At 59.8% G+C, this 25,396-nt stretch carries 26 protein-coding genes and 4 pseudogenes; 10 read left to right on the top strand and 20 right to left on the bottom strand.

Annotated elements, in window-relative coordinates; genetic code table 11:
- Positions 1-48: 48 nt before the first annotated feature.
- From glmU to B0O95_RS11505, 4 genes are all read right to left on the bottom strand, one after another.
- Entirely contained in the window at positions 49-1,410 is a 1,362-nt protein-coding gene (glmU, locus tag B0O95_RS11520; RefSeq protein ID WP_104078057.1) for a bifunctional UDP-N-acetylglucosamine diphosphorylase/glucosamine-1-phosphate N-acetyltransferase GlmU, read from the bottom strand.
- Positions 1,411-1,507: 97 nt separating this feature from the next.
- A complete protein-coding gene (gene ttcA, locus B0O95_RS11515; protein ID WP_104078015.1) occupies positions 1,508-2,431 on the bottom strand; it encodes a tRNA 2-thiocytidine(32) synthetase TtcA in 924 nt (307 codons plus the stop codon).
- A gap of 1 nt (position 2,432) precedes the next feature.
- Positions 2,433-2,828, bottom strand: coding sequence for a dihydroneopterin aldolase (locus tag B0O95_RS11510; RefSeq protein WP_104078014.1), 396 nt, complete (start codon positions 2,826-2,828; stop codon positions 2,433-2,435).
- Positions 2,829-2,904: 76 nt separating this feature from the next.
- Complete coding sequence (locus B0O95_RS11505; protein WP_104078013.1) at positions 2,905-3,738, bottom strand: SDR family oxidoreductase; 834 nt, start codon at positions 3,736-3,738, stop codon at positions 2,905-2,907.
- Positions 3,739-3,751: 13 nt separating this feature from the next.
- Between B0O95_RS11505 and B0O95_RS11500 the strand changes: the two genes are divergently transcribed.
- Both B0O95_RS11500 and B0O95_RS11495 read left to right on the top strand, forming a co-directional pair.
- Positions 3,752-4,942: a class I SAM-dependent methyltransferase gene (locus tag B0O95_RS11500; RefSeq protein WP_104078012.1), complete on the top strand. Its 1,191-nt coding sequence runs from the start codon at positions 3,752-3,754 to the stop codon at positions 4,940-4,942.
- Positions 4,943-4,962: 20 nt separating this feature from the next.
- The gene (locus tag B0O95_RS11495) at positions 4,963-5,157 is read left to right on the top strand and encodes a DUF2905 family protein (protein ID WP_104078011.1); all 195 of its coding nucleotides are present in this window, start codon (positions 4,963-4,965) and stop codon (positions 5,155-5,157) included.
- A 30-nt stretch (positions 5,158-5,187) separates the two neighbouring features.
- Here the strand turns inward: B0O95_RS11495 and B0O95_RS11490 are convergent, their stop codons facing one another.
- Positions 5,188-6,165 carry an AAA family ATPase gene (locus B0O95_RS11490; RefSeq protein ID WP_104078056.1) on the bottom strand — a complete coding sequence of 326 codons (978 nt, stop codon included), beginning with the start codon at positions 6,163-6,165 and terminating at the stop codon, positions 5,188-5,190.
- 218 nt (positions 6,166-6,383) lie between these two features.
- Between B0O95_RS11490 and B0O95_RS11485 the strand changes: the two genes are divergently transcribed.
- From B0O95_RS11485 to B0O95_RS11475, 3 genes are all read left to right on the top strand, one after another.
- Entirely contained in the window at positions 6,384-6,887 is a 504-nt protein-coding gene (locus tag B0O95_RS11485; RefSeq protein WP_233203312.1) for a hypothetical protein, read from the top strand.
- Positions 6,888-6,921: 34 nt separating this feature from the next.
- Entirely contained in the window at positions 6,922-7,725 is an 804-nt protein-coding gene (locus tag B0O95_RS11480) for an endonuclease/exonuclease/phosphatase family protein (RefSeq protein ID WP_104078055.1), read from the top strand.
- A gap of 192 nt (positions 7,726-7,917) precedes the next feature.
- Positions 7,918-8,688 (top strand): ferredoxin--NADP reductase, encoded by a 771-nt coding sequence (locus tag B0O95_RS11475; protein WP_104078009.1) that lies wholly within the window; start codon positions 7,918-7,920, stop codon positions 8,686-8,688.
- A 353-nt stretch (positions 8,689-9,041) separates the two neighbouring features.
- Here the strand turns inward: B0O95_RS11475 and B0O95_RS11470 are convergent, their stop codons facing one another.
- The 3 genes from B0O95_RS11470 to B0O95_RS11460 are packed head-to-tail and all read right to left on the bottom strand — an operon-like array spanning position 9,042 to position 10,862.
- Complete coding sequence (locus tag B0O95_RS11470; protein WP_233203311.1) at positions 9,042-10,259, bottom strand: DUF3443 domain-containing protein; 1,218 nt, start codon at positions 10,257-10,259, stop codon at positions 9,042-9,044.
- 16 nt (positions 10,260-10,275) lie between these two features.
- Positions 10,276-10,620, bottom strand: a complete 345-nt coding sequence (locus B0O95_RS11465; RefSeq protein ID WP_255779200.1) for a DUF2844 domain-containing protein — start codon at positions 10,618-10,620, stop codon at positions 10,276-10,278.
- Positions 10,621-10,622: 2 nt separating this feature from the next.
- Complete coding sequence (locus B0O95_RS11460; protein ID WP_104078006.1) at positions 10,623-10,862, bottom strand: hypothetical protein; 240 nt, start codon at positions 10,860-10,862, stop codon at positions 10,623-10,625.
- 359 nt (positions 10,863-11,221) lie between these two features.
- On the opposite strand from B0O95_RS11460, the gene B0O95_RS11455 reads away from it, so the two are divergent.
- Positions 11,222-12,286, top strand: coding sequence for a glycosyltransferase family 4 protein (locus tag B0O95_RS11455; RefSeq protein WP_104078005.1), 1,065 nt, complete (start codon positions 11,222-11,224; stop codon positions 12,284-12,286).
- Between the two features lie 110 nt (positions 12,287-12,396).
- Here B0O95_RS11455 and B0O95_RS11450 read toward each other — a convergent pair whose 3' ends face one another.
- The 5 genes and pseudogenes from B0O95_RS11450 to B0O95_RS11430 all read right to left on the bottom strand — a co-directional run.
- The gene (locus tag B0O95_RS11450; protein ID WP_104078004.1) at positions 12,397-13,215 is read right to left on the bottom strand and encodes a Cof-type HAD-IIB family hydrolase; all 819 of its coding nucleotides are present in this window, start codon (positions 13,213-13,215) and stop codon (positions 12,397-12,399) included.
- A 116-nt stretch (positions 13,216-13,331) separates the two neighbouring features.
- Positions 13,332-13,490 (bottom strand): hypothetical protein, encoded by a 159-nt coding sequence (locus tag B0O95_RS15880; RefSeq protein WP_158249484.1) that lies wholly within the window; start codon positions 13,488-13,490, stop codon positions 13,332-13,334.
- 315 nt (positions 13,491-13,805) lie between these two features.
- Positions 13,806-14,018 carry a 30S ribosomal protein S21 gene (gene rpsU / locus B0O95_RS11440; protein WP_041752963.1) on the bottom strand — a complete coding sequence of 71 codons (213 nt, stop codon included), beginning with the start codon at positions 14,016-14,018 and terminating at the stop codon, positions 13,806-13,808.
- Between the two features lie 784 nt (positions 14,019-14,802).
- The gene (locus tag B0O95_RS11435; RefSeq protein ID WP_104078002.1) at positions 14,803-14,982 is read right to left on the bottom strand and encodes a hypothetical protein; all 180 of its coding nucleotides are present in this window, start codon (positions 14,980-14,982) and stop codon (positions 14,803-14,805) included.
- A gap of 195 nt (positions 14,983-15,177) precedes the next feature.
- Positions 15,178-15,447: pseudogene (locus B0O95_RS11430) on the bottom strand (DODA-type extradiol aromatic ring-opening family dioxygenase); the annotation flags it as partial.
- A 71-nt stretch (positions 15,448-15,518) separates the two neighbouring features.
- Between B0O95_RS11430 and B0O95_RS11425 the strand changes: the two are divergent.
- Positions 15,519-16,049 (top strand): cytochrome b, encoded by a 531-nt coding sequence (locus tag B0O95_RS11425; RefSeq protein WP_104078054.1) that lies wholly within the window; start codon positions 15,519-15,521, stop codon positions 16,047-16,049.
- 150 nt (positions 16,050-16,199) lie between these two features.
- Here the strand turns inward: B0O95_RS11425 and B0O95_RS11420 are convergent, their stop codons facing one another.
- Positions 16,200-17,459 (bottom strand): NAD(P)H-dependent flavin oxidoreductase, encoded by a 1,260-nt coding sequence (locus B0O95_RS11420; RefSeq protein ID WP_370641717.1) that lies wholly within the window; start codon positions 17,457-17,459, stop codon positions 16,200-16,202.
- Between the two features lie 113 nt (positions 17,460-17,572).
- On the opposite strand from B0O95_RS11420, the pseudogene B0O95_RS11415 reads away from it, so the two are divergent.
- Positions 17,573-17,884: pseudogene (locus B0O95_RS11415) on the top strand (integrase catalytic domain-containing protein); the annotation flags it as partial.
- Positions 17,885-18,072: 188 nt separating this feature from the next.
- On the opposite strand, the gene B0O95_RS15580 reads toward B0O95_RS11415, so the two are convergent.
- A complete protein-coding gene (locus B0O95_RS15580) occupies positions 18,073-19,122 on the bottom strand; it encodes a hypothetical protein (protein WP_146064061.1) in 1,050 nt (349 codons plus the stop codon).
- 98 nt (positions 19,123-19,220) lie between these two features.
- Between B0O95_RS15580 and B0O95_RS11410 the strand changes: the two are divergent.
- Positions 19,221-20,010 (top strand): annotated as a pseudogene (locus tag B0O95_RS11410) (IS5 family transposase).
- Positions 20,011-20,542: 532 nt separating this feature from the next.
- On the opposite strand, the gene B0O95_RS11400 reads toward B0O95_RS11410, so the two are convergent.
- The 4 genes and pseudogenes from B0O95_RS11400 to B0O95_RS11385 all read right to left on the bottom strand — a co-directional run.
- Positions 20,543-20,785, bottom strand: a complete 243-nt coding sequence (locus B0O95_RS11400) for a hypothetical protein (protein WP_146064060.1) — start codon at positions 20,783-20,785, stop codon at positions 20,543-20,545.
- 469 nt (positions 20,786-21,254) lie between these two features.
- The gene (locus B0O95_RS11395) at positions 21,255-21,950 is read right to left on the bottom strand and encodes a TetR/AcrR family transcriptional regulator (protein ID WP_233203309.1); all 696 of its coding nucleotides are present in this window, start codon (positions 21,948-21,950) and stop codon (positions 21,255-21,257) included.
- A complete protein-coding gene (locus B0O95_RS11390) occupies positions 21,947-22,348 on the bottom strand; it encodes a DoxX family protein (protein WP_104077999.1) in 402 nt (133 codons plus the stop codon). Before B0O95_RS11390 ends, B0O95_RS11395 begins: the two co-directional genes overlap by 4 nt.
- A 185-nt stretch (positions 22,349-22,533) precedes the next feature.
- Positions 22,534-23,019 (bottom strand): annotated as a pseudogene (locus B0O95_RS11385) (phage portal protein); the annotation flags it as partial.
- Positions 23,020-23,023: 4 nt separating this feature from the next.
- Between B0O95_RS11385 and B0O95_RS11380 the strand changes: the two are divergent.
- Positions 23,024-23,353: a S24 family peptidase gene (locus B0O95_RS11380; protein WP_158249483.1), complete on the top strand. Its 330-nt coding sequence runs from the start codon at positions 23,024-23,026 to the stop codon at positions 23,351-23,353.
- A gap of 1,591 nt (positions 23,354-24,944) precedes the next feature.
- Here the strand turns inward: B0O95_RS11380 and B0O95_RS16570 are convergent.
- The gene (locus B0O95_RS16570; protein ID WP_233203308.1) at positions 24,945-25,262 is read right to left on the bottom strand and encodes a hypothetical protein; all 318 of its coding nucleotides are present in this window, start codon (positions 25,260-25,262) and stop codon (positions 24,945-24,947) included.
- Between the last annotated feature and the right edge of the window lie 134 nt (positions 25,263-25,396).

Raw genomic sequence — 25,396 nt, 5'->3', positions numbered from 1 at the left:
GTGGAAAATGGAGGGTGACCGTTGAGCCGCCTCATCGGCGCCGTGCATTCAGGCCTTTTTCTTGGCCGGTCGCGCGTACCCTGGCTTTGCGACCTGCGTTTTCTCGTTCAACACCAGCGCCCCGGCGGGCACGTCGCGCCAGACGGTGGTGCCGGCTGCGAGCGTCGCCCCTGAACCCACGACGACCGGCGCGACAAGCTGCGTATCGGAGCCAACGAATACGTCATCGCCGATCACGGTGCGATGCTTGTTCGCGCCGTCATAGTTGCAGGTGATCGTCCCGGCGCCGATGTTCACGCGTGCCCCGACGTCGGCGTCGCCGATATAGCTCAAATGGTTAGCCTTCGCGCCATGCCCGAGCACCGCGTTCTTGACCTCGACGAAGTTGCCCACATGCGCGTTGCTGGACAGCACGGCCCCGGGACGCAGCCGCGCATATGGGCCGAGCACGACGTTCTCGCCCACGCGTGCGCCGTCGATATGCGTGAACGCGTCCACGCGCGTGCCCGCGGCGATCGTCGCCTCGCGGATCACGCAGTTTGGCCCGATGCTGACGTGGTCACCCAGCACGACGTGTCCTTCGAACACGCAGTTGACATCGATTGACACGTCGGCGCCGCACTCCAGCGTGCCGCGCACGTCGATGCGCGACGCATCAGTCAACGTGACGCCAGCGTCCAGCAGTCGCAGCGCCTCATTACGCTGGTAGACGCGCTCTAGGTCAGCCAATTGTCGCTTGCTGTTCACGCCGAGCGTCTCCCATACGTCGTCCGGCTGTACACCGACGACCTCGACACCGTCTTCGATCGCGCGCTCGACGACGTCGGTCAGGTAGAACTCGCGCTGCGCGTTGTCGTTTGTCAACGAGCTCAGCCACGCGTCAAGCCGCCCGCTCGGCGAGATGACGATGCCAGTGTTGATCTCGCGGATTTCCCGTTGCCCCGGGTCGGCATCCTTTTGCTCGATGATCCGTGTGATGCGTCCGGCGCAATCGCGCACGATGCGACCATAACCGTGCGGATCGTCCAGCGTGACAGTAAGCACCCCATAGTGGCCGTTGGCCGCCGCGTCGACCAGCCGCCGCAGTGTCGAGGCGCGCGTGAGCGGCACGTCGCCGTACAGCACCAGCGTGGGTAGTGCCGGGTCGATGAACGGCAGCGCCTGTTGAACCGCGTGACCGGTACCCCGTTGCTCGGCCTGCAGCGCAAACTGGATATCGGGCGCGGCGACGGCCTCGCGCACGGCCTGGGCGCCATGCCCGACCACCACGACGAGCCGGCTCGGCGTCAGCGCGCGCGCCGTGTCGATGACATGGGACAGCAATGGCCGGCCAGCCAGTGAATGCAGCACCTTTGGCCGCGCGGAATGCATGCGCTTGCCCATGCCGGCTGCAAGAATGACGATATTCACGGCGTCAACGTCCAACGAGTCTCGAAGGGCCGATTTTAGCATCGGGCTTGCTGCATTCCGTCGTGCAACCCACATACGGCGCGCCGGCGTCGCGGCTTCACAGCGCGTCGAATGGCACGATCGGCACGGTGCCGCTGTCGGGTGTTGCACAAGGTTCATCGTCGAACGCGATGTCGCCGTGCGGATCGGCTACGCCCGTGGCGCGCAGCCCGGCGAACGGAAACAGCCGATGATCCATCAGGTGCGACGGCACGACGTCGGCTAATGCACTGAACATATTGTCCACCCGTCCGGGGAAGCGCTTGTCCCATTCCTGCAGCAACGTCTTCATCTCGGCGCGCTTCAGGTTCGGCTGGCTGCCGCACAAATTGCATGGGATGATCGGAAATTCACGCAATTGCGCATATTTCTCCAGATCATTCTCCTTCACATAGGCGAGCGGCCGGATCACAATGTGCTTGCCGTCGTCGGACTGCAGTTTTGGCGGCATGCCCTTGAGCTTGCCACCGTAGAACATATTCAGCAGCACGGTCTGCAGGATGTCGTCGCGGTGGTGGCCAAGCGCAATCTTGGTCGCGCCCAACTCACCCGCGACACGGTATAGGATGCCGCGCCGCAGCCGCGAGCACAGCGAGCACGTCGTCTTACCCTCGGGCACGAGGCGCTTGACGATGCTGTACGTGTCCTGATTCTCGACATGGAACGGCACGCCGCGTGCCGTGAGATACTCGGGCAGCACATGGGCGGGAAACCCGGGTTGCTTCTGGTCCAGATTGACCGCGATAATGTCGAAATCAATCGGCGCGCGCTCGCGCAGCCGCAGCAGGATGTCCAGCAACGCATAGCTGTCCTTGCCGCCGGACACGCAAACCATCACCTTGTCGCCGGCCTCGATCATGTTGTAGTCGGCAATGGCCTGGCCGACCTGCCGGGCTAGCCGCTTAAACAGCTTGTTGTTTTCGTAGGCCTGTTTCTGCTCGCCACGGGTCAAGGTCCGCACGGCGGTCTCGGGTGCATTCATGTCAGGCTTCCTTGATACGGATGACTTCGACGCCCACCGACTCGCAGTCGGGGTAGACGTCCGGCTTCTCGGTCGACACGCGCACCGCCCTCACGTTCGGGTGCGCCAGCATCGCGGCGGCAACGTCATCGCATAACGTTTCTTGCAGATGGACGTGTCCGCGCGAGACCCGTTGGGCAATCGTCGAGCGCATGAAATCGTAGTCCACGACTTCGGGCAGCTTGTCGGCGCGCGGTGTCGACTCGGCCAGCGGCACGAACAGGTCGATGTTGACGATGACGCGCTGCTCGGCGCGTTTCTCGAAATCATGCACGCCAATGTTGATGTAAATCTCGTAGTTGCGCAGGAACAGGCGTCGACAGTCTGCGAGGCTCGGGTGCGAAAGGGCGGAGAGCATGGGCGATCCAGTCAAAAGTGGGGGCGGTGGCCGTGCGGTACGGCCCGGCCTGGCAGTAGGCACGCATGCATCGCGCTCACGCACCGGTCATAAACATCACGTCGCGCGGCGACGGCACGAGGTGCTGCCCGCCATCGACCAGCAGCGTCGCACCCGTCACACCGCGCGCGTCGGCCAGGTAGCACACCGCATCGACCACGTCGGCCGGCGTCGATGCGCGTCCAAGCGGCGTGCGCCGGTGCGCGTCGGCAAAGTTTTCTTCGGTCTGGCTACCGGAGCGCAGCGTGAGCCCGGGCGCGACGGCCACGACCCGCAGCTTTGGCGCGAGCGCCTGGGCCAGCGTCACGGTGGCCGCCTGCAGCGCGGCTTTCGTCAACGTATACGATAGATAGTCCGGATTCATGTTGTACAGCTTCTGGTCGAGCACGTTGATGACCGAGCCGCGCAACGTTTCGTCTTCGCGCGCCGCCTCCGGAATCGATTCGTGCAGCGCCCGCGCTAGCGTCAGCGGCGCGCCGACATTGATCGCCGTCATGTTCAGCAACGTGCCGTATCCGAACGTGGCTGCCGTATCCTCATCAAACAGCGACGCGTTGTTCACCACGCATTCGATACGCCCGAGCGCGGCGATGCTATCCGGCACCAGGCGCTGCACCTGTGCCTCGTCGGCCAGATCGGCGCGCAACGCGACAGCACGCCGGCCCAGCGCCTGGATGTCGGCGGCCAGCGACTGCGCGTCGGCCTCGGACGTATGGTAGTGGAGCGCAATGTCCCAGCCCCGCGAGGCCATGCCGAGCGCCAGCGCACGGCCGATGCGCCGTGCCGCGCCGGTTACCAGTGCGGCACGACGCGCGGGCGGCGCGCAAGAGGAGAAAGCCGGATGCTGACCGGCGCACGACGGGTCGCTCATTTACAATGCCGGAATGAAGCCGAATACGACGCAGCCCGATAGTTTACCTGTTCCTGGCGATACTGCGCTCGCGCACTTGCGCGCGTTAGTGCAGCACATCGCTAGGCAAATCGCCGCGGCCGGAGGCTGGCTGCCATTCGACCGGTACATGGAACTTGCGCTCTATACGCCGGGCCTAGGCTACTACAGCGGTGGTTCAGTCAAGTTCGGCCGCGGCCCCGACGACGGTAGTGACTTCATCACCGCGCCGGAACTCTCGCCGCTGTTTGCGCAGACGTTCGCCAAGCCAGTGGCCGAGATACTCGGCGCCACCGGCACGCGCCACGTAGTCGAATTCGGGGCGGGAACAGGTAAGTTCGCCGCTGGCCTGCTGCGCACGTTGGATGCGCTCGGTGTCGGGTGCGCGCGCTACACGATCGTGGAATTGTCCGGCGAGTTGCGCGCGCGCCAGCGCGAGTGCATTGCGGAAACCGCACCACAGTTCGCCCCTTGCGTCCAATGGGTTGATGCGCTGCCCGAGCGCGTGGATGGCGTGATCGTCGGCAACGAAGTGCTGGACGCCATGCCCGTGCGTCTGTTTGCGCGGCAGGACGGCCTCTGGCATGAACGCGGCGTCGCCGTGGCGGATGCGAGCCGCTTCGTGTTCGCCGACCGGCCTCTGGCCACCGCCGCCGTGCCGGCCGCGCTCGCGTATGTCCCTGGCCGGCACGACTACGTGACCGAGACACACGAGGCGGCAGCCGCGTTCGTGCGCACCGTGTGCTCGACGCTCGGCCGCGGCGCCGCGTTGTTCGTCGATTATGGTTTCCCGGCCGCTGAGTATTACCATTCGCAGCGCACGCAGGGCACGCTGATGTGCCACTACCGGCATCGCGCGCACGGCGACCCGTTCCTCTACCCCGGTTTGCAGGACATCACCGCGCATGTGCAGTTCAGCGCCATCGAGCAGGCAGCCCACGACGCGGGCGCGCATTTGCTCGGATACACGTCGCAAGCGCGCTTTCTGATGAACGCGGGCATTACGGACTCGCTGGCGCAACTGGACCCGGCCGACCCGGCCCGCTTCCTGCCCGCGGCCAATGCAGTACAGAAGCTGCTGTCCGAGGCGGAGATGGGCGAGCTGTTCAAAGTGATCGCGTTTTGCCGCGGCATGGATGTCGCACTGGGCGCGTTCGAGCGCGGCGACCGTTCGCACATGCTGTGACTCATGAGGCTAGCCTGCCCATGTTCCGTTGGCTGCTGACCACCTTCATGGCAACCGCGATCCTCAGCGCAACCTGGCCTTGGCTCGCCCGGCTGGGCATCGGTCGCTTACCCGGTGACCTCGCGCTCAGCTGGCGCGGCCGCCGCCTGCCGTTGCCGTTCATGTCGACGCTGCTGTTGACGCTGCTGGGCTCGCTGATCGTGCGGCTGCTATAGCCGCGCACGGCGCGCGCGGCCCGGGCGGCGTCAGAAACCGATTGAGCGTCTGCGCGCGTGGCGATCGAGTACCACGTCGTGCGCGCTCACCGCATCGCGTCCCGCCAGCCGCGCATTGCCGAAGCCGTGGAGGATGGCACGCCGCATCACGCGCGGCGACAAGCTCGACAGCACGTCCAGCGGCGCTTCTTCGAGCGCTTGCGGAAAACGCGCGCCCCATGCGTGCGATTCGCGGATCTCTGAGTAGATCGACTGGGCAATACGGCGCGCACCATCGCGATCCGGCGTCGGGATCTCATAGACGCTCATCCGGTTCAGGATCGGCTCCGGGATGCGGTGCACGTCGTTGGCCGTCGCGACCCAAAGAACACTGGATGCATCGATGGGCACTTCGGCGAACTCGTCGATGAACGACTGCGCGGTGTCGTGCTCGAGCAGCGCATACAGCGCGCCGAGCGGATCGTACTGCGCATCGCCGCCGGCCTTGTCGATTTCGTCGACCAGCACCAGCGGATTCGCATAAGCGCCGTTGACCAGCGCGTCGAAGATCTTGCCTGGCTTGGCGTTCTTCCACTGCGACGACGCCCCGGACAGGATCCAGCCCGCAGTGAGCGAGCTCATCGCGACATAGTGATAGCCGGTGCCGACCAGACGCGCGAGTTGCCGGGCAAAGTGCGTCTTGCCGATGCCGGGTTCGCCCAGCAGCAGCATGGGCATCAATTCGAGCCTGTCGTCAGTCTCGGCCACCAGCGCGATCTGTTTGCGCACGTCCTCCAGCGGCTCGCTAAAGTTCGGCGACTCGTCGACGAGCGCGTCGATCGACGGCAACCGGTTGGGCTTGACGCAAAAGCGCAACGCGCCGATCTTCAGCATTTTCTCGTAGGTGCTTCGCAACGCCTCGCTGGCGCCATCGGACAAGTCATGCAAGGCCGTCTCGATCTGACTTAAGTCATAGATCGGCTTGAAAGCCGCCACCGCGATTTCCTGCCTGACCATTGCGTTAGTCATATTCACCTCCTCTGCTGCCACGCCGCCCCGCGCGGCGCCAATTCAGTGTATCGGCGTCAATAAGTTGTGCAAGCTAGCAGTCGCGCGACGTTGCTGCCAACGCCGCGTCGCGCACGCACACGCGACCAAACCCCGCTATCATGACTGTTTCGCGCACGCAGACCCCGGGCGCCGCGCGGGGCGTGAACCCATCGCGGCGACCTAGGTCAGAACCCCTTATGACAAGTCTGTTGAATGCCCTTCGTACACTCGCCACAGGCGTGCTGCTGGCCTTGGCCGCCGCCATGGCATGCGCACAAGATGGCCCGCCAAAGGTACGCTGGGATGTCGAAGTTGTGCAGGATGGACGCAGCGTCGACCATTTTGGCGCAACGACCACGGTCGGCCAAGCGAAGTCGGAGACACACAAGCGTAGCGTCGTGCATGAGGTCGGTTGCCAGAACCAACCGGTGGCCAGCGTCGAGTTGTCGCGCACGCTGACCGTGTCGCCGACCCACGTTGACGACGGCAAGGCGGTTCTGTCGCTGGACGTACAGGAGATCTTCGAGGATACGCGTGCCGCACAGACCGCTGAGGGTTGTGCGCTGCCCCCGCAGCCGCGTCGAGTCACCGCTGTCCATCCCGGCCTGCTCGTGCCGCCCGGGCGAACGGTATCGTGGAAGCTGGTGGACCACGACCCGCAACTCATCTATCGCGTACAGGCGAGCATTGTGGAACAGTGAGCGGGTGATGAACTCGCGTAAGGATAGTCGACCGATGCGACACGGCGATACCTTGCCCAACGTGCCGTGCACCGGCGACAAGGAATTCGTCGCCGTCAGTTGGAATTTGCACAAGGGCCGCTCGCCGCTCGGCTTGCAGGCATGGCAGTCGATGCAACGCTGGATGCAGGCAACGCCGGCCGACCTGTATTTCCTGCAGGAGGCCATGGCGCGCCGGATGCCCGCGCCCGTGCTGGCCAGCAATGGCTTCGGCGAGCCGCTGCAAGGCGCGCTTACCGACGTGTGGCAGTGCCAGGCTACCGAAATAGCGCAAGCATTGCGCTTGCAGCTGGCGCTCGGGCCAAATGTCTTCAAGCCATCGTGGCGACACGGCAATGCGATCCTGTCGCCGCATCCGCTCGACCTAGGAGGGCGCTGGGACATTTCCGCGCACCGCTTCGAGAAGCGGGGCTTGCTGGTGGCGCGTGCGACGCTTTACAACACGCCGATCACATTGCTGTGCGTCCATCTGGCGCTCACCCGCCAGTCGCGATTGCGCCAGATGAACTGGATCGCCCATTGGATCGCCCGCGAGGCGGCAACCGGCCCGTTGGTGCTCGCCGGCGATTTTAACGACTGGAAGAACGACTCGGAGCCGTTATTCGCCGAGATCGGTTTGCGCGAGGTAGCCTCAACGCTGGGCGAGGCTGGCAAGACGTTTCCCGCCTTCTCGCCCGCGCTGGCGCTGGATAAGATGTTCGTACGGGGCGTCACGCCAATGCAATGGCTCGAGCCCGCACCCCGCACCGCGTGGTTATCGGACCACTTGCCGTACATAGCGCGGTTGCGGCTGGACTAGGACGGGTCCACGGCGTTGCAATGCGCCTACTACCCGTTGCCCCGCGTGCCGCTCGTCACGTCTGGCGACGCGCCATTGCCCAAGCATCGGTTAACTTTGCCGCGACGCGTTAAAATGGTAACTTGCCTGATACTTTTTAGCCAGACCGTCGCGCGTGCCGGGCCCGACGGCCACCGATCCGACTGAAACACCATGAGCAACCTGACCCAACAAACCGTTCTCAGCGTGCATCACTGGACTGACACGCTGTTCAGCTTCACTTGCACTCGCGATCCGGGCTTTCGTTTTGATAACGGTCAGTTTACGATGGTCGGCCTGGAAGTGGATGGCAAACCGCTGCTGCGCGCGTATAGCCTGGCGAGCGCGAACTACGAGGAAAACCTCGAATTCCTGAGCATCAAGGTGCAGGACGGCCCGCTAACGTCGCGGCTGCAGCACCTGAAAGTGGGCGATCAGATCTACATTGGCAAGAAACCGACTGGCACGCTGGTAGTCGACAACCTGTTGCCCGGCAAGACGCTGTGGCTGCTATCCACCGGCACCGGCCTGGCTCCGTTCATGTCGGTCATCAAGGACCCGGACGTCTACGATCGCTACGAGAAGATCGTGCTCACGCATACCTGCCGTTTCGTCGACGAGCTTGCGTACAAGGAGTACATCACCGAGCATTTGCCACAGCACGAGCATATCGGCGAGCTGATCCGCGATAAACTGGTGTATTTCCCGACCGTGACGCGTGAGCCGTTCCAGAATCGCGGGCGCATCACGGAGCTGATCGAAACGGGCGGATTGTTCGAGCGGCTCGGCGTGCCGCCGTTCTCGATCGACAACGACCGCATCATGTTGTGTGGGAGTCCGCATATGCTGCGTGACACACGGCAACTGCTCGATGGCATGGGCTTCACCGAAGGCAGCAATTCGGCTCCGGGCCACTATGTGGTCGAGAAGGCCTTTGTCGGTTGACACGCCGGACCACGGGCGAAATCATCGCCAGGTCGCTGTCCGCCGTGACTGTGACTCGACGATGATGCGCATGTCGCGACTCGGCACGGCTTCGCCGAGCAGGCTTTGCAGCACCCTATGCAACGTCGCGGAGCGACAGCGTCTTGGGCGCTCGGTACTCGGTGAGCTTGGACGCGCGCAAGACAAGCAGTTCGGCAAATGGTCCGCGGTGTGGGGGTTGACGCGCTTCCTTTGGCTCTCGCCCGGGTTATTTCGCAAGTCAACGCCGTCTTTCCTGCGATACTTCGTGCCGGGATTCCGTCCCGCGGCCACCGGTTACCGGTTACCGGTTACCGGTCACTCAGTGCATCACGTCAAAATGCCACATAGGGACCATTGCCTGATGGCGTGGACTTGCCGCTGATCGCCACCGCCACGCGCCGCCCATAGAAAAACGGCATGCCTAAGTCGAAGTAGCGGGGCATCGGTCCGGCCAAATCGTTGAGCGCAAACGTATTAGGCGTGCTGAGCAGCATCGACGCATTGCCCACGTTGAGATTGACGGCCTGGGTGGCGCCATTCGCGCCCGTCACGGTGAGGAGCTTGGCCTGTTGGCCGGGCGGGCAATAGAACGGGCTGCCGGAGCCGCATACGGGCAACGACGCGTCGGTGAAGAACAGGCCGTTGGAGCCGGTATCGGTGAACCCGGTGATCCTCGAGCCGTTGTACGTCGCGCTGAAGCTACCGGAATCATCGGTGGTCAATACCATCGCACCGCTGCCCAGCCGGTTGTTGGATGCGGTGCCGATACCCAGCAACAAGGTGCCGCTGACTGAAGACTGTCCCGAGGGGCCGATTGCGGGCATATCGACGATTACGCCATTGTTGTCGACCGGCACGTTCGCCACCGGTTTCGCGATCTGTTGGGCAAGCGGCACGACGGTTTGCACGCAGTTGGACGCACTCGCGCAGTTGAAGTAGGAACTGGCGGCCGCATTGGTCGCGCATCGGTTGCCGCAATCCACGGCCGCCGCCCCGACACCGAGGATGCCGCGAGAATGCAACTCCGACGCGGCGTTCTCCGATCGACCCACGACGCAGTCGGACGGCACCGTCGGAAATTTAGAATCGCCGATTAAATGGATTGGGATCGCACTGGCGGTCCGCCCGCCTAGCGTCACGTCAGCAATGCGCACCGAACCGAACGAATACCCGTCCGCGAACAACGCGCACGAAGCAAGCGGCGCATTCGAATTGGGCACGGTGGCCTGCTGCAGCGCGCCGCGCAATGTGGGTGACAATTCCGCGGCGACCACCCGTAAGCCATACGAACCCGTGTCGAGTTGGATGTTGTCAAGCGTCTGGCACTGCGCGGCGTTGCCAGCCGCGCAGATGGTGACGGACACGGTGCCGATGTTGGCCACCCGGTCGAGCCCCTGCGCCACCGTGATCGGCACAACGTTGGCTGCCAGGGGGGCAGAACTGGCCGCCGAATTGGCATTGCCGCCGCTTCCGCACGCGGCCAGCGTTATGGCGCCCATGAGCGCCGCGGCGCGCCATGCGAGCCCGCGGCGTGTATTGACTAGGGTCACGATAGCACTCCTGTGTTCAGCGGATATCCGCTTCGGTCATGCCGGCCGGCAAGGCCCGCGGTAGGAAGGCTTGCCCGCTGAAGTCGCCCATGTGCCTGCCCGAATGTACGACTAGCTCGCCGCTGCGCATCCACACCGGCCCGTGGCCGCCCTGTTCACGGCGTTGCGCCTGGATGTCGCTAACGTACTGTGGGAAGTAGGTACCCAGCAACGTGCGCATCTCGGGCATTTGAGGGCCGGGCCAGGCGATGCCGAATACGGTGCCATCGGCAATGTACTCGCGCACCACGGTGCCCCGTTCCTGTTCCAATGGGTTGCAATCGTACGCGGCGACGCATTTGCGCGCCCATCTTTTACTCAATCTCAGAGCCCAAGACTGGTCAATAGATCATCGACCTGGGACTGGTTGGTGACGCTGTCGGTACGCCCTTCGTAATTGATCTGCGGATCATAGGGCAGGCTCGACGGACTCCCCGTCGAATATGGGGCATGCGCGGCGGTGAGCTGCTCATGCCGGTTGGCCGACATGTACTCGAGCAACTGCACGTTGTTGGCCTGTGTCGACACGGGCAATTCCTGCAGGAACGAACGCGTCTCGGCCATCAGTGTACGCACTTGCTCGCCGTCGATCGGTGCGCCATACCACGCTGCCCAACGTGAATCGAGTTCTGTAGCACACTCGGCGTTCGTCGCGCCTCACGATGTGCTAATGCGGCGCAATGGATCGGAATGCGATGTTGCGCCGATGTTTCGTGCTGTAACAATATTAAAAGTTTGAAAAATTGCTCGAATTCCTCGCTCTCGCCTCGATAATAAAACTTTCGATCGCGATATCGCGATCCGTCGGGCTGACCGCGACTGCGGCATACCGGTGGCCCGATTCGCCGATTTTTTCCGCGTTGCCCACACGCAGCGCCTCCAGCAACGAGGCGCAGGGCGATTTTTCGTAAGGAGAGCACGCAATGCGTATCGCACAAATCGCACCGCTGCACGAAGCTGTGCCGCCCAAACTCTACGGAGGCACCGAGCGCGTGGTGTCATACCTGACGGAAGGGCTGGTGGAGCTGGGTCAAGATGTGACACTGTTCGCGAGCGGCGACTCGCATACTTCGGCACGCCTTGAAGCGGCGTGGCCCCAAGCATTGCGCCTGGACCCGTCCATCCGCGACTGGATGGCGCCGCATATGTTGATGCTCGAACAGGTGCGCCGCGTGGCCCACGAGTTCGACATCCTGCATTTTCACCTTGATTATTTGCCGTTGCCCCTGTTCTCGCAGATCGACACGCCGTTCGTCACCACACTTCATGGGCGCCTAGACCTGCCGGAGCTGCAACCGATCTTTGACAGCTTCCCGCAGGCACACGTCATTTCGATCTCGGATTCACAGCGCGTGCCGCTGCCGCGTGCCGGGTGGGTCGATACCATCTATCATGGACTGCCGGAAAACCTACTCGTGCCGCAAACGGACATCAAGCCGACGTACTTGGCGTTCCTAGGCCGCATCTGCCCGGAAAAGCGCGTCGATCACGCGATCCGCATCGCCGCGCAGGCCGGCCTGCCGCTGAAAATCGCCGCCAAGGTCGACAAGGTCGATCGCGAGTACTTCAAGAACGAGATCGAGCCTCTACTCTCACTCGGCGATGTCGAATTCATTGGCGAAATCAACGAAGCACAGAAGCCTGCTTTCTTGTCCGGCGCGAAAGCGTTGTTGTTCCCGATCGATTGGTGTGAGCCGTTTGGACTGGTCATGATCGAATCGATGGCATGTGGCACGCCGGTGATCGCTTTCAACCGCGGCTCAGTGCCCGAGGTGGTCGAGCACGGCGTAACCGGCTTCATTTGCGAGGATGTCAACGGCGCAGTGGCTGCTTTGTTGCAGGTAGAGGCGCTGTCCCGCGAACAAATCCGCGCGCGCTTCGAACAGCGCTTTACGGCGCGGATCATGGCACAGCATTACGTCGACGCGTATGCGTCATTGGCGCGCGGCGCGCGCCAGCCGATGCTTCGCAAGGTTGCGGCAGGCTGACAAAGCCGCCCGCGTGGCGGCGTCACCCGCACCGGTCTATGCGCCGCCACCCGCAGTGTATGTCGCTCCTCGCCCCGTCTATTATGGCTATGACGACGACTGTCTCCGCTTTAAGCGGGCTCGCGCTGCGGTGCGAACAATGCGCGCAAATGATGGGCGACACCGGCCTCGAAATTGTTGCCGATGCGTGGGACATGGGGTAGCCGCGCGATCAATCCGGGGTTGGCGTTGCCCATCATGAACGGGTGTCCGACTGACTCCAGCATGTCGATGTCGTTCATGTTGTCGCCGAACGCGATGCACCGTTCGGCGGACAGGCCAAGTTGCTCGAGCACGAGTGCCAGCGCACGTCCCTTCGACACGCTAGCGGCCATCACCTCGAGGCAATCGGGCAGCGAATACGTCACGTACAACGCATCCCCGAAATGCCGAGCCAGGTTACGCTCGACAACGCGCAGGTCAGCGGCGTCTCCGATGTACAGTACCTTCGCCACCCCTTGGCCATCATGTGCCGCGAGGTTGGCAACCTCGTAGCGAAATCCGGAATCCTGATGGAACGTCAACAGCTGAGGCGCTTCGCGATCGATCAGCCATGCATCGTCGACAAACAAGTTGACGATGACACGGCCGTGCGTGCCGGCGATATCGGGCGCCACTAGCCGTTTGACGATATCCTCGGGCAGGTCGTGCGCATGGATACGGTTGTCTCGCACGTCGTGCACGCGCGCGCCGTTGGAAGTGACCAGATACGGCCGGATGCCGAGCCGGTCACGGATTCCCGCAACGTCGCGGAAATGCCGCCCGGTCGCGATCACGAAATGCAGGCCGCGCGCTTGCAACTCCTGCAGTGTGGCGACAGTGAACGGATCGACCTGGTGATCGCTATTGAGCAGCGTGCCGTCCAGATCAGTGGCGATGACTTGGTACATAGATAGGTCACTGAGAACGAAGTACGCTGGCGAGATACGGTTTGCACGCACGGCCGCGTGCTATCCACGCATCCACGCGCGTGAAACGCGCTAAAGCATACCACTTTAACGCCACTTCAGCGCAGCACGCTCGGCGATTGTGTGGCGGCCATCGCGTCGATATCGCGGCCGGCCTCGGCAAGCAAGCGCGCGGCAAACGGGTGGTCGGCATGCGCCAGCACAGTCGGCGCGAGCGCAGCATAGCGCGACTGGGTAGCACGGGTGCACCAGCTCACCAATTCATCGCGACTGGCAAAACCGCCTTGCCTCGATTGCGCAGCAGTTCGATTTGAGATGCGACTTGCTGTGCCGGGTCACCTGAACCGCATTTCACTGCGGCAGCATGGAAGGCATGCGCCAACACTTCCCCGACATGGGCGAATAACGTATTGTCGGCAGGTATCTCGCGCAACTACGATTGTGCTTACGGTACCTTCGAGCGCCAGCTTGGGCCGCCATCATCGACGCAAAGGCGACAAACGGCCCATGTCCGGTGGACATGGGCCGTTTGAATCGATGCGTATCCGCCTGCGGGCGGACCGGCAAGCCGTTTAGTGGAGCTTCTTCGGAAGTTGCTGGCTACGCAGACGACGCTGCAGGCGCTTGACTGCGGCGGCCTTCTTACGCTTGCGCACAGCCGTCGGCTTCTCGTACGACTGGCGCTCGCGCAACTCGGCGATCAGGCCATTGCGCTCGATGGTTCGGCGAAAGCGGCGGATTGCCACTTCGAACGGCTCGTTTTCCTTGATAACAATCGTGGTCATGTTGTCCCTGGCTGGTTCAATACGTTCATCGCCCTGTCGCCTTGCATTGCCGCTTTCCCCCCCGCTCACGCAAGACGCGTCGACACGCGGAAGCCCGATGGGCGCCGCAGCAGTACTGACGTGCCCGGAAAATCGGACCACAACTGCGCCGGCCGCACGATGGCGGGCAGGCCCTCAGGGAATATGGGGGGAAGCAAACGCGTAGGCGGGCGCGATGAGAAGCGGTGGAACACCGGAACAGGTCAACCGGGACACCCTTCTCGCTCCAAAGCGTAGCAGGATAGCATAACCCCCAGCGTTTTTCCAGCGTCTCGGATCATTGAGGTGTGAATCATCGTCGCAACAATCGCCGCCGTTGGTGCACGTCGGGGCCGCAACGCCCGGATTGGGCACGTAGCCCGCTACTGCTTTTCCATGACGAGCAGAATGCTGGATTTGTCGGGCGTTTGGACAAACATTTCCAGTTGCGTATCGTGCATCACGGCGATCCCGCTCTCCGGGGTAGCCGGGTAGGCGCAGCAACCGACGCCGCCATCGAAATTCAGTGTCGCGTCATAGACGTTGCTGCCTACGCGCGGCGCGAGCGTACCGGAAAACCGACAATGCTGTGACAGGCCGACGATGCCCTCTTGGCGTCTACGGTGAGCCGCAGGGCATCGAAATCGACTTGTGTCTCCCGGTGAGTCATCCCCACGCCGCAAAAGCTGCCGGTCGCGGCCACCAACGTCGCTCGGGCCCAGCGCGGATCATAGCGCGCATTCAGTTGTGCCGTTCTGCCGTCCGCCTAGGTCGCCTTGGCCGCGATTGCTTGGCGGGCCGCATACATGCCGCTCCAGGTCAGCGTCGTTACGCCTGGGTCGCCGTAGTTGTAGTCGATGCCGCTGCCATGGGCGACGCTCCCGTCGCCCGATGCGTTCGTACCTGCGACCACGCCGGCCAGCGCACTCGGTATGTCGGCCTTCATGTATCGCACATAGAAACGGCCATCGTCCAGCACCAGGATCCGGGCGGATTGTCCGTTTCTTATTTTTCCTCGCTTCTCGATTATCAGGCTGTTTGCGACCGATAATTTTAAGAATTGAAATTAAGGCAGCGCTAGGAAATTGCCAAATCAGTATCGTTGGCAGTTGCCCGGCGTAGTCACGTTCGCGCCACGGCCGTCAATCTCGTGCGCGTGCGTGTGCACGCCGTACTCGGTCGCAGTCTGAGCAATCAACCGTCCCAACGCGGGGTTGCCCGGGTACACATACGTCATGTCCTGGATGAAGTGCGGCAACTCGTTGCTCGTGTACGTTCCTCGAAAACGAGCGTTGCAGTTTACGTGGTAGTCGGCATTGACCAGCCAGCGCACATCGGAAACGATAATGGTATCGACGTTCAGCGCACGGCAGCGCTCGCCGATGAGGCGATGGCCGTCGATGGCTGCTTGTCAATCGACGCGCCATGACGTCCGACCTGCCGGTCGCCCGGCCCACCATCACAACAACAGAGGATATCAAGATGCCCGCCACCCCCGCGACGGATCGTTATTCCAAACCCGCCATTTTCTTGCACTGGGCGATTTTCCTGCTCGTTGCACTCGCCTATGTCGCGATCGAGGTACGCGGCCCGAAAGGCAGCGACAGCCGCGCGTTCTGGAACACGATTCATTTCTGTTCCGGCTCGCTGGTGCTGGCCCTCGCGTCGCTGCGGTTACTCTGGCGCCTGTGGCACGGGGTGCCCGCAGAGGTCGAGTCGACGCGCATACTGGTGTTCCTCGCGCGCGTCGTGCACTTGGCGCTGTATCTGTTCATCTTCACGCAGCCGCTGCTCGGCATCCTGATGGTCAACGCCGGTGGCAACCCGGTCTCGCTGCCGATCGTCGGGCTGGACATCCGGCTAATTGGCGCAGATCCCGTCGCGCGACCACTGCTCAAGGCAATGCACAAATTCACCGGCAACCTGTTCTACTGGGTGATCGGATTGCATGCATTGGCCGCGATCGGCCGTCACGTGCTGCTGCGGGACCGGACGCTGCGCCGGATGCTGTAGCCCATGTGCCGCGCGCGGCCGGCGCGGTGCCGGCCGTCAGCTCAGAGGTCGACGACCCAATGTGCATCGAACGCCGGATTTTCTCATTGCAGTTCGGCCGACACACCTGAGAACCCGTACTACACCAACTCTTCGCAACTGCCGGTCGGCTTACCGACGATCCGTTTGAGGCATTGGAGCACCAGGACGAGTTGCAGCGGAAATACACCGGCGGAACGGCCCTGCATCTGTATATGGCCGAGCCGCTGTCGTCGGCGCACGCGTCTGTGTCACGCCACCCAGCAGATAGTCGAGTAACTCGCGCACCGGACGGATTGCGTGGCCGAACGGCAATGTTTCCGAGCCGCGAAAGAACAATCCGCGCTCGACGTCACCCGAGAGCGCATGGGCCAGCCTCATATCAATGCAGAACTGCCCATGCTTGCCAATGCCATCGCGCAGCCCGCACTGCTGCAGGCAGTCGAATCCGACCGTGCATCGCCGCGGCTTGGCGGCCCGCTGCAGCTTCTGTTCCTTCTCGAGGTAGCTGGCCAGCCACGGCGTGCGCACGGCGCGCGCAGGCAAGCCGGCCACGCTCATGAACGTCACGATGTCTTCTGGCTTCGCCTCGACCAGCACCTTTTTGAAATTCGGATGCGCGTCACCTTCTTCCGTCACCGCGAACGCGGTTCCCAGTTGCACGGCGCTGGCGTCGAGGTCGAGCAGATGCCGAACCTGCTCGTGGCTGTGGATTCCCCCCGCGACAATCAACGGGATATTCTCCACCTCCAGCCCAAGCGTCTTGAACAATTCGCGCGCGCCTTCCAGCACATGCTGGAACGCATAGTTCGGATGGTCGAACCCATCGAGCGTCGGCGCGCCGAGATGCCCAGCCGCATAACGGGGGTTCTCGATGATAATGGCGTCCGGCAGGCGGTTTCTGCGCATCCACTTTTTCAGCACCAGGCCGATACCGCGCGCATCCGACAAGATCGGGATCAACGCCACGTTCGGAAAGTCGGCGGTCAGCTCCGGCAGGTCCAACGGCAGCCCCGCGCCGACCACGACTGCACCTGCGCCACTTTCGCATGCCTGGGTGACGTATGATGCATATGAGGACACCGCGCGCATCACGTTGACCGCGACCAGGCCATTGCCCGAAGCCAGCTGCAATGCGGCGACCACTTCCCGGCGCAGCGCCTCCAGATTCAGCGAATCGATCAATTGCCGGTCGCGCGAACGCCGGCTTTGTTCCATTAAATCCGGATGGTGACGGCGCAAGTCCACACTCGAAATCGTGCCCACCGCACCGAGCGATGCGACAGTTCCCGCTAGACGATGTGCAGACACGCCCACGCCCATGCCTCCCTGTACAATCGGCAGCAGTGTCCTGCCCTTGATCTTAAGGCGTTCGCATACGACATTTTGCACAAGCACGGTTAAACCTCTCGACGATGGCGGCAGCGCGCCCAAAATGGCAGTGTGCGGCAAACGCGGGCGGCCCACTTTAATCTTCGTCAACAAAATGCGCTGCCGGCTCGCGCGTTTATCGCGAAGCGGGGCTGGCCGTGCGGCGCCGTCGGCGGCGCCACAGCGTCATGATTGAAAGCGAGTAGCTGACGTTGTCCAGTGGACCCGACGAGATTGGGTCGATCGATTGCGTGATAGACGCGCTGCCGAACGGGCGGTGTCTGAAGTGCCTGATCATCGTCAACGATTTCACAAAAGAGGCTGTCGATATCGTCGTGGACCACGGCATCTCGAGCTTGTACGTCGCCCAAGCGTTGGACCGAGCAGCGCGTTTGCGCGGCTATCCGAAAGTGTGCCGAACCGACCAGGGGTGGAATTTTCACTCGTTGATGGAAGTTCGACACGCGCTTCGGTTACGGCGTCGTAGCGACATTACGCCGATCCCGCTATGACGCCAACACGTCGATCCGGTTTGGCTGCCATAGCAGCGATCATTGACAGATAGTATAGGCGCGGTCCGACAACGCATTCATAACCAGAAATTTACACGTTGTATCTCCCAATATTTATATATTCACCTTCTTTCAACCCCCTTTTTACAGGTTTCGTCGAGTGCGTGCGCCCATTTCCAGTGTATCCAACATCGACAGTTCGGTGAAATGGAGTATGCGGGAGCGAGCGGCGCAGATAACGACGCGCTATTTCCGGATAATTTAAGCTCAACCTTCTTTAAATCAATGTAAATATTTTCGTGTTCACTAACGTACGACTCGAATTTTTCGCGAATCTCGCTGAAATCGACCAAATTTTGGGCACCCCGACCCTGTTCCACAGACTTTTGCAATAACATTGCCTGACCTAACACGCCAAGCGCATCACTAAGAAGAAATTGATTAATTTGATAAATAAATGGATCAGGTGGATAACGCCATGACTCGGTTGCCATTGCGCTGTGCGCAATGATGTCGAACAATGACGATACATGATCGTAACGCCTATGGCGCTCTTCATCAGGATCACCATAGACGTCCAACAAAACGACATAGCGTTCGAAATTATGGTGATGCAGTAGATTCAGTGCTCTGATCACAGCAAGCATGCTATCGTCATTGAGCCGAAACCTATTCATCAGCCTAAATACGAGCAAGGCAAAATTTTTATCTTCGATGCTATCGAAGCACTTGACCTGTCGATAGTGCAACATACTCTTTATCTTTTGTAGGCGTGACGGTATCGGCTCGAAGCTGACGCTCCCCGCGTTGGGTGAACGGGGTGTGAATGGAGTTGGGATTGGAGACGCTCCTTCCGATACGAAAGGTAACCGGACATTCTCATCATTTGAGGTGATGTGCTGCTCTGTCCGTGAAGTCGTCAATGCAGCACTAGCCGCTTGCATATCTGAAAAATTGGTGGCGGTTCTCTTCACTGTCTCCGCTGCTAAGAAATCTGGTGTCCGGCTTTCCTTCAATGAGTCGGACAATCCAGATCCCGAAGTAGGTGAGATAAAGTCTTTATCATTTTGACTCGAGGTGCTTGGTGTATTCCCTCCGCAGCCCACGAGCATCATGATTACGCCGAGCATAATCGACAAAATTTTAAATTGTGGACAATGCTGTTTTTTCATCCAAGCACCTTATTGATTATATGGAGAAAATCTAAACCAAAACTCTGGCAATCTAGAGCGCGTTAGGCATTTTTGGGCAGAGTTGTTATCCTGTGGGGATGACAGAACGCAAGCCTTATCCAACGGATGTATCGGATGAGGAATGGAGCTTCGCCGCTCCCTACCTGACTTTAATGAACGAAAACGCACCGCAGACGTCGATACGAACTGCGTGAAATGTTCAACGCGCTGCGCTGGGTGGCACGAGCGGGTGCATCCTGGTGTATGCTGCCGACCAACTTTCCGCCATGGGAACGGGTCTACCAGCAAACGCAGCGTTGGCTGAACGCGGGTTGCTTCGAAGCGATGGCCAACGATTTGCGTTCGGTGCTGCGCGTGGTGGCGCAACAGCGCCAGGGTCAGCCCAGTGCAGTTATCCTGGATGGACGCACGTTGCAGTCCACGTGCGAAAGCGCTCCGTGTGCGGGTTACGACGGTCATAAGCGCAAGCGAGGCAGCAAGGTTCATATGGCTGTGGACACGCTGGGCCTGCTGCTGGCGGTGCACATTACGCCGGCCAACGCGCAGGAGCGCGCACAGGTGGCCGAGCTTGCGCGTCAAGTTCAGCATGTCACCGCTTAGACGGTGAAACTTGCATTGGCTGACCAGGGCTATACGGGCGGCACGCCTGCGCAGGCCGCTCGCGATGAAGGCATGGAGCTGCAGGTCATCAAACTGCCTGAGGCAAAGAAGGGCTTCGTGCTGCTGCCCCGCCGCTGGGTGGCCGAGCGCAGTTTTGCCTGGCTTAACCGGTTCAGGCAACTGGCACGTGACGGCGAGCGCCTGCCCGAAACCTTGGCCGGCCTGCATTTCGTCGTCTTCGCTATGCTCATGCTGTACCCGTTATGAAAATGCATGACACGCTCTAATAAACTAATGAATTTCAGTGCCACCTCCGCAGCTTTTAGAAGGTATGGCAGAAGCCGTTTGAGCAGGTGGTGTCAGGGCAAACTGTGCTACGCATCGGTGCAAAAAGGGAAAACACAAAGGCATTCATGCACGGATCAGCCCAAAACTGCCGCCTGACATCTATCCGCGACCCATACTGAATGTCCGTGCTCCTTTAGCGAGTTTGGATGCGCGTAGTACCGTCGATTTGCTCAAGTTACTGAGCCTAACGACGCAGATGTTGTCGACAATTTTGATCATCACCCACTCATTGATTGCCCAAAGCACCCCCACGTTGCTGGCCGTCGTTCAGAGCCGCGGCTATAAGCTCGCGGAGCACAAAATGTCATTGACCACTTTATACCCTACACGGATTCGGCAGGTACTTATGGTGTGTGAAAATCAGAACGGACCTGTCCGAATTTTTGTGGACGACGCATATCTTGAGAAGTGAAGTTATGAATATGCCAATGAATAGGCGCACATTAGCTTCTTAGACTGTGGCCCTCGGGCCACTGTCTGAACTGCCTAAGGCACGGCTGGACGAGCCGGCGATGAGAGTGATGACGCCACCCAGGGGCAGGACGTGATGCCGGCGTTCAACGAACTCAAGACCTCGCGTCAATTGAACGCGGGTTGCGCCAAGCGCCAGGCGGTCGATTTCGCATGCGGCCAACGCGCTGAAAAGCGGCATATTCGGCAGGAAGTTCTGGATGCGGATCTTGCTCTTTGTCATCGGCACCGTTTGGCCGAACCCGCCTTGAGCCGGACGCCGTCCCGCCTTGGCTCTGCCGACTGGCGCACTGGCCAGCATGCGACATACTACCCGAGCGAGACAATCCACAGGGCCGTATGCAAGGCGGCCGCCCTTGCAGCATCATGCTACCGATGCAGCAATATTGTCCCGATTACCGTGTCGACGAACTTGATTTGGGTCAGCCAATGCGGGCGGTGACACGTTTCGCGTGATCAGTCTGCGCAAAGCCAATAACCGGGAGATTAGCCGCTATGAACAAGCAACTGAAATTGATTCGTAACACTGCGCAGGAAGAAGCCGCAATCGAGCGCGGCATTGCCGCTGATGCGGATACGTTCGTGCCCACTGACGAACAGTTTGCACAGATGAAGCGACGGGTGGACGGCCGAAGGATGACCCAGGTGGAAGCCGAACGATTGTTAGCCGAATTGCCCGAAGCCACTGCCGCTCAGCGAGCCCTAGTGGATCCTTCTCGAGCGCTCTTTGTTGACAATGTCCCCTCACTCCCAAAGTCACTTGACCCATAAAATTTCATAAACACGTTGATACCGTGATCGACCTTCTTCTTTAGCTGTGCAGCAGTGAACGGAGCGCGTGCCCCAAGCTTGACCTCAAGGTTAGAGAAGCCAATCCAGAGGCCGGCGAGGTCATCCGCCGCCTGTACGGCATTACATTCTCTCAATCTGCCCTTTTTGATCCCATCTTGGATGAGGGAGGTTAGAATGGTTTGTCCGCGCCCTGGACCGCTGGCAAAGAAGCGTTTTGGTAGCTCAGGGTTCCTTTTTGCGGCTGCTGCGATTAGCCGGTCCCATCCGGCTATCTCGCGCTCATTGATAAACCGCACGAAGCGGATCCCGAATTCATGAAGCGCAGGCACAATATCCATTGCCAAGCTTTTCTCATATTCTGTATCAGTCACCGTGCGGTCGGACTCGCGCCGTATCACCGCATCTATTAAATCATCCTTATCTGGAAAGTGCGCAAAAAGGGTGGCCTTTGCTACTCCTGCTTGAGAGGCAATAGCGCTTGTTGTAACGTCTGCGCCGTGCTCTAAAAGCAGCGCGCGCGCCGCATCAAGAATTGCCTCGCGCTTGACAAGGTCTTTAGGTCGTCCACGTGATGATGTCATTTGAAATGCAATCATTTTAGAGTGGCAATTGCTGCCATCAGCATACCGCCTGCAACCGAAATATGTTCGAGCGCGATATGCAATTCTTCGGTTCGACGCGGCTCCGGGAAAGTCCAAAATGCGTGACCGTAAGGGATGGTTAAAAGCGTGAACACTCCGAGTGCGCCCGCACCGATCCACCCCCAGCCATTGAAGTTTCCAATCAGAAGAAACGATCCAAGGAGCTGCACCGATATCGTCGCAACCGCAAAAGCGGCTGGCGCGGGAAGGACAACAGCTTCCATTTCCGAAACGATGGATGAAAAGTTAAATAGTCCAAAGATACCGGCGCTCCAGAAAAGCGTCGTGAGAATTATCCGACCGACTACCAAAATGATCGGACTTCCCAGAACAACGGCGAGAAAAGTTGGCATTCACGGTCCCGAAGATTGATGTCGGGGAAGTATATACTGTACCAGACGGTCTAGTATATGCATGTGCGAGTTATAGTCGCTAATTTGCCACGGCGAGCAGTACCGTATGCGTTGCGGGCTTCCGCTCGTCGCCGTCACAAGAAAAAATGCAAAGGCCATGGCAGGCAACCCGCGTTCGCGACGACTCAGGCTGCCGCCTGAACGTCGTTCGCGTACGGCTCGAACCGTACGACTTCATCGCCCACCCATTCGTTGAACGCCAGAAACTGCGCCTGCAGCGGCAGGATCTTATTGCGCCCGAACACTTTGGCCGCCTCAAAGCCGCCGGTGTTGCCCGACACGATCCCCAGCCATTGCGGCGGCACGCGGTGTGCGGCCAGCAAATTATCACGTGTGGCATTCCTGATATTGAAGCACTCGTCTTTGGCGGCCGCTTCCGATACCGGAATCAGCTGGATCCCGTCTTTCTTGCCATGGGGCGTGTAGTAAAAGAGGTTACGGAAATTGCCCGGCCCCTTCGCGCTTTTGAGCGCGGCGCGCATGTTGTCCTGATTCTGTGCCGGATCCGTCACGTACAGGATAAAGCCGGCGTGACTGCCATTCTCGTAGTAGCGACACCGAAACAGCGTCGATGACTCGTTGAGCCACGCCGCGTGCAATGCGCCAAGGTACCCTGTGCTGCACGACGGTGACAATATTCTTATCAATTATGCATTCACGTCGTCGCAGAACGGCATCTACGTTATTCGAGTGGACGGTCAGCTACTTGTGAAGCGACTGCAACGCTTGCACGGCCCCTTTCTTCGGGTAATCTCCGCGAACCCAAATTACCCGCCGTCGTATGAGGCGCCAATAGAAGACGTGAATGATCAGCGGGGGGCGCTGTCATTGGGCGCGTGGTGTGGTTCGGGCGGTATGTGTGAAGTGAGGCCGCCTTCGATCATTGCATGCTATTTGACGCCGTCGCACTGCTTGCAGGCGCAGGTGCTATTGCACTATCCGTAGTTGGACCTACGCATTTTTTGTCCTCATACAACGCTGTAAGCCGCTTAATTCGCGCTTGCGCAGCTTTCTGCTCGACCGTAGGAGCGTTCCCTAGATCCATAAAGAACCATGGCACAAGCAGGAACGCACCTGCCACCCCCAAGCCAACGTTTTTGGCCGTCTTAACATTTCCCTCACTTTGAGTAGAAAGTACTAGCGCCTTCATGTCTTCTATTTCGTTGACGATTGTTCGGCAACTCATGCTCTCGTCGCCGACCTGTGCCACTTGTACAGGATTCGCTGTGGTATGAGCGCATCCACTTATGATAGATGCAACGGCTATAAAAATTAATCCCTGACGCATGTAATTAATCTTATTATCGATTCGATACTATATTACGAATAAATATGGCTTGAATGGTGAGCGACAGTTATGTATTAACGATTCCGAGACATCCTCCACAGAAGTAGTGTTAATCCAAAGTGTCCAAAATGATCCAGGCGGAACAGGAATAGTTACATTGCGACCTTGATCTCCATTCCTTAGCAACCATAGTAACCTGTTTTGTTAGCTGATCCTAAATTAATACCTCGTCAGCCCACCTCGGCTTTTCCTTAGTCACAATACCTCCTAGTATATTTCCCCGTCAGGCGCGTAACAAGGAGTGTTGGCAAATGCACCATGATAATTGGCGGCTTAGTATCCCTTGTGTTTCATAGCGGCTTCATACCGAATATAATCCGACAAGCAATCACATGAGTACAAGGCTTACAAACTGCCGCACGGTTATTGTGGAAACTCCACTATCACCCTAGGAGTACTCCGCTTCATCGGCCCCTGACGGGCGCCGTTGTCACTGGCACTCGTCGCGTTGTTTCGCTCGCTCCAGGAGTGCGGCACATATACGCGACTTGCGATGATGTCGGCAAGCCTCTCGGCAGCAAGCAAAGAATGATGTGTTGTGTCGGTAAATATTGAATGAGGAGACCGCACAGCGCAAAACGGAAAATAGATACCGCACTCACGCACGCGCATTCATGCCAATAACAACAATAAATGGGAAAAGGACAACGCGGGAAACTTTCGATTGAAGAGCCGGCTTGACCCTGAATTTAGATAAAGCAAACAAAACGCTCCATATTTTTAACGTAACTGCACAGAGGCAGTAGATCATGGCGCTTCACCGCAAAGCGCGAAGGCAAATCGCGTCACTTTCCGCCTAAAAAACCGCGTTGAGAACTTCGGGCTCACATTGCCACGCCAGCGTAGCAGGCAATACTCGATCTGCTTGAATTGGGGCTTTGGAGATTTCTCGCTCCAAAGCCAACTTCAAACCGACATAGTGTGAACCCCTAGGCTGATGCCACGTCGATAGGTGGCACGGCACCGGTCGCGTACAGAATAAAGCCGGCGATAATAGTGACCGCACGGCGACAATCAAGTTGGCCGGTATTCGCGACTTTTGGTGACACAGTCTGCGGCGCACATGGTGGATGGGGAACGCTCGAAATGATGCAGCGCTACGCGCACCTGTCGGCGGTTCACCTGGCGCAGTAGATACGGCCGTACCTGCCGGCGGCTCCAATCATCAGGTTACCGCAGGAAACCTCGTCAGCGACAATCGAAACGCCGCTGGCCGTCACCAGCTAACTGTAATTTCACTGTAGTGGGAGAAATCGATGAAGTAGCGAAAGCGCCGAAAACCGTTGTCCAGTTTGGCGCGCCCGGCTGGAATCGAACCAGCAACCCCTGCCATTGGAAGCGATTGACCATGCCAACGTGGTGATGTATGCCGGAACCGCTGACAATTCCGCCGCCAGGATTTGTGCGGAACAAGCAGTCGTCGTCTAATTCACCGTAGCACAAGCTGTCTGGATACAGCGCCGTCAACTCTGACAGCGTGTTCTGAATCTCTTCCAGCTTGGTCATCATGTAGGAAACCTGTTTGCCCAGATCGCCGGCTAATTTAAACAGAGGTCAGCGACCTAGCTGCGCAATCCCTCGTTGATGACCGCCATCGGCAGTTGATGCAGCGTCAACAGGTCAGTGCGAAGCTGCGTCGG

The organism is Mycetohabitans endofungorum, assembly GCF_002927045.1.
Taxonomy (GTDB): domain Bacteria; phylum Pseudomonadota; class Gammaproteobacteria; order Burkholderiales; family Burkholderiaceae; genus Mycetohabitans; species Mycetohabitans endofungorum.
Note: the sequence above shows the minus strand (reverse complement) of the source record. Positions and strands in the feature narration are given on the sequence as shown.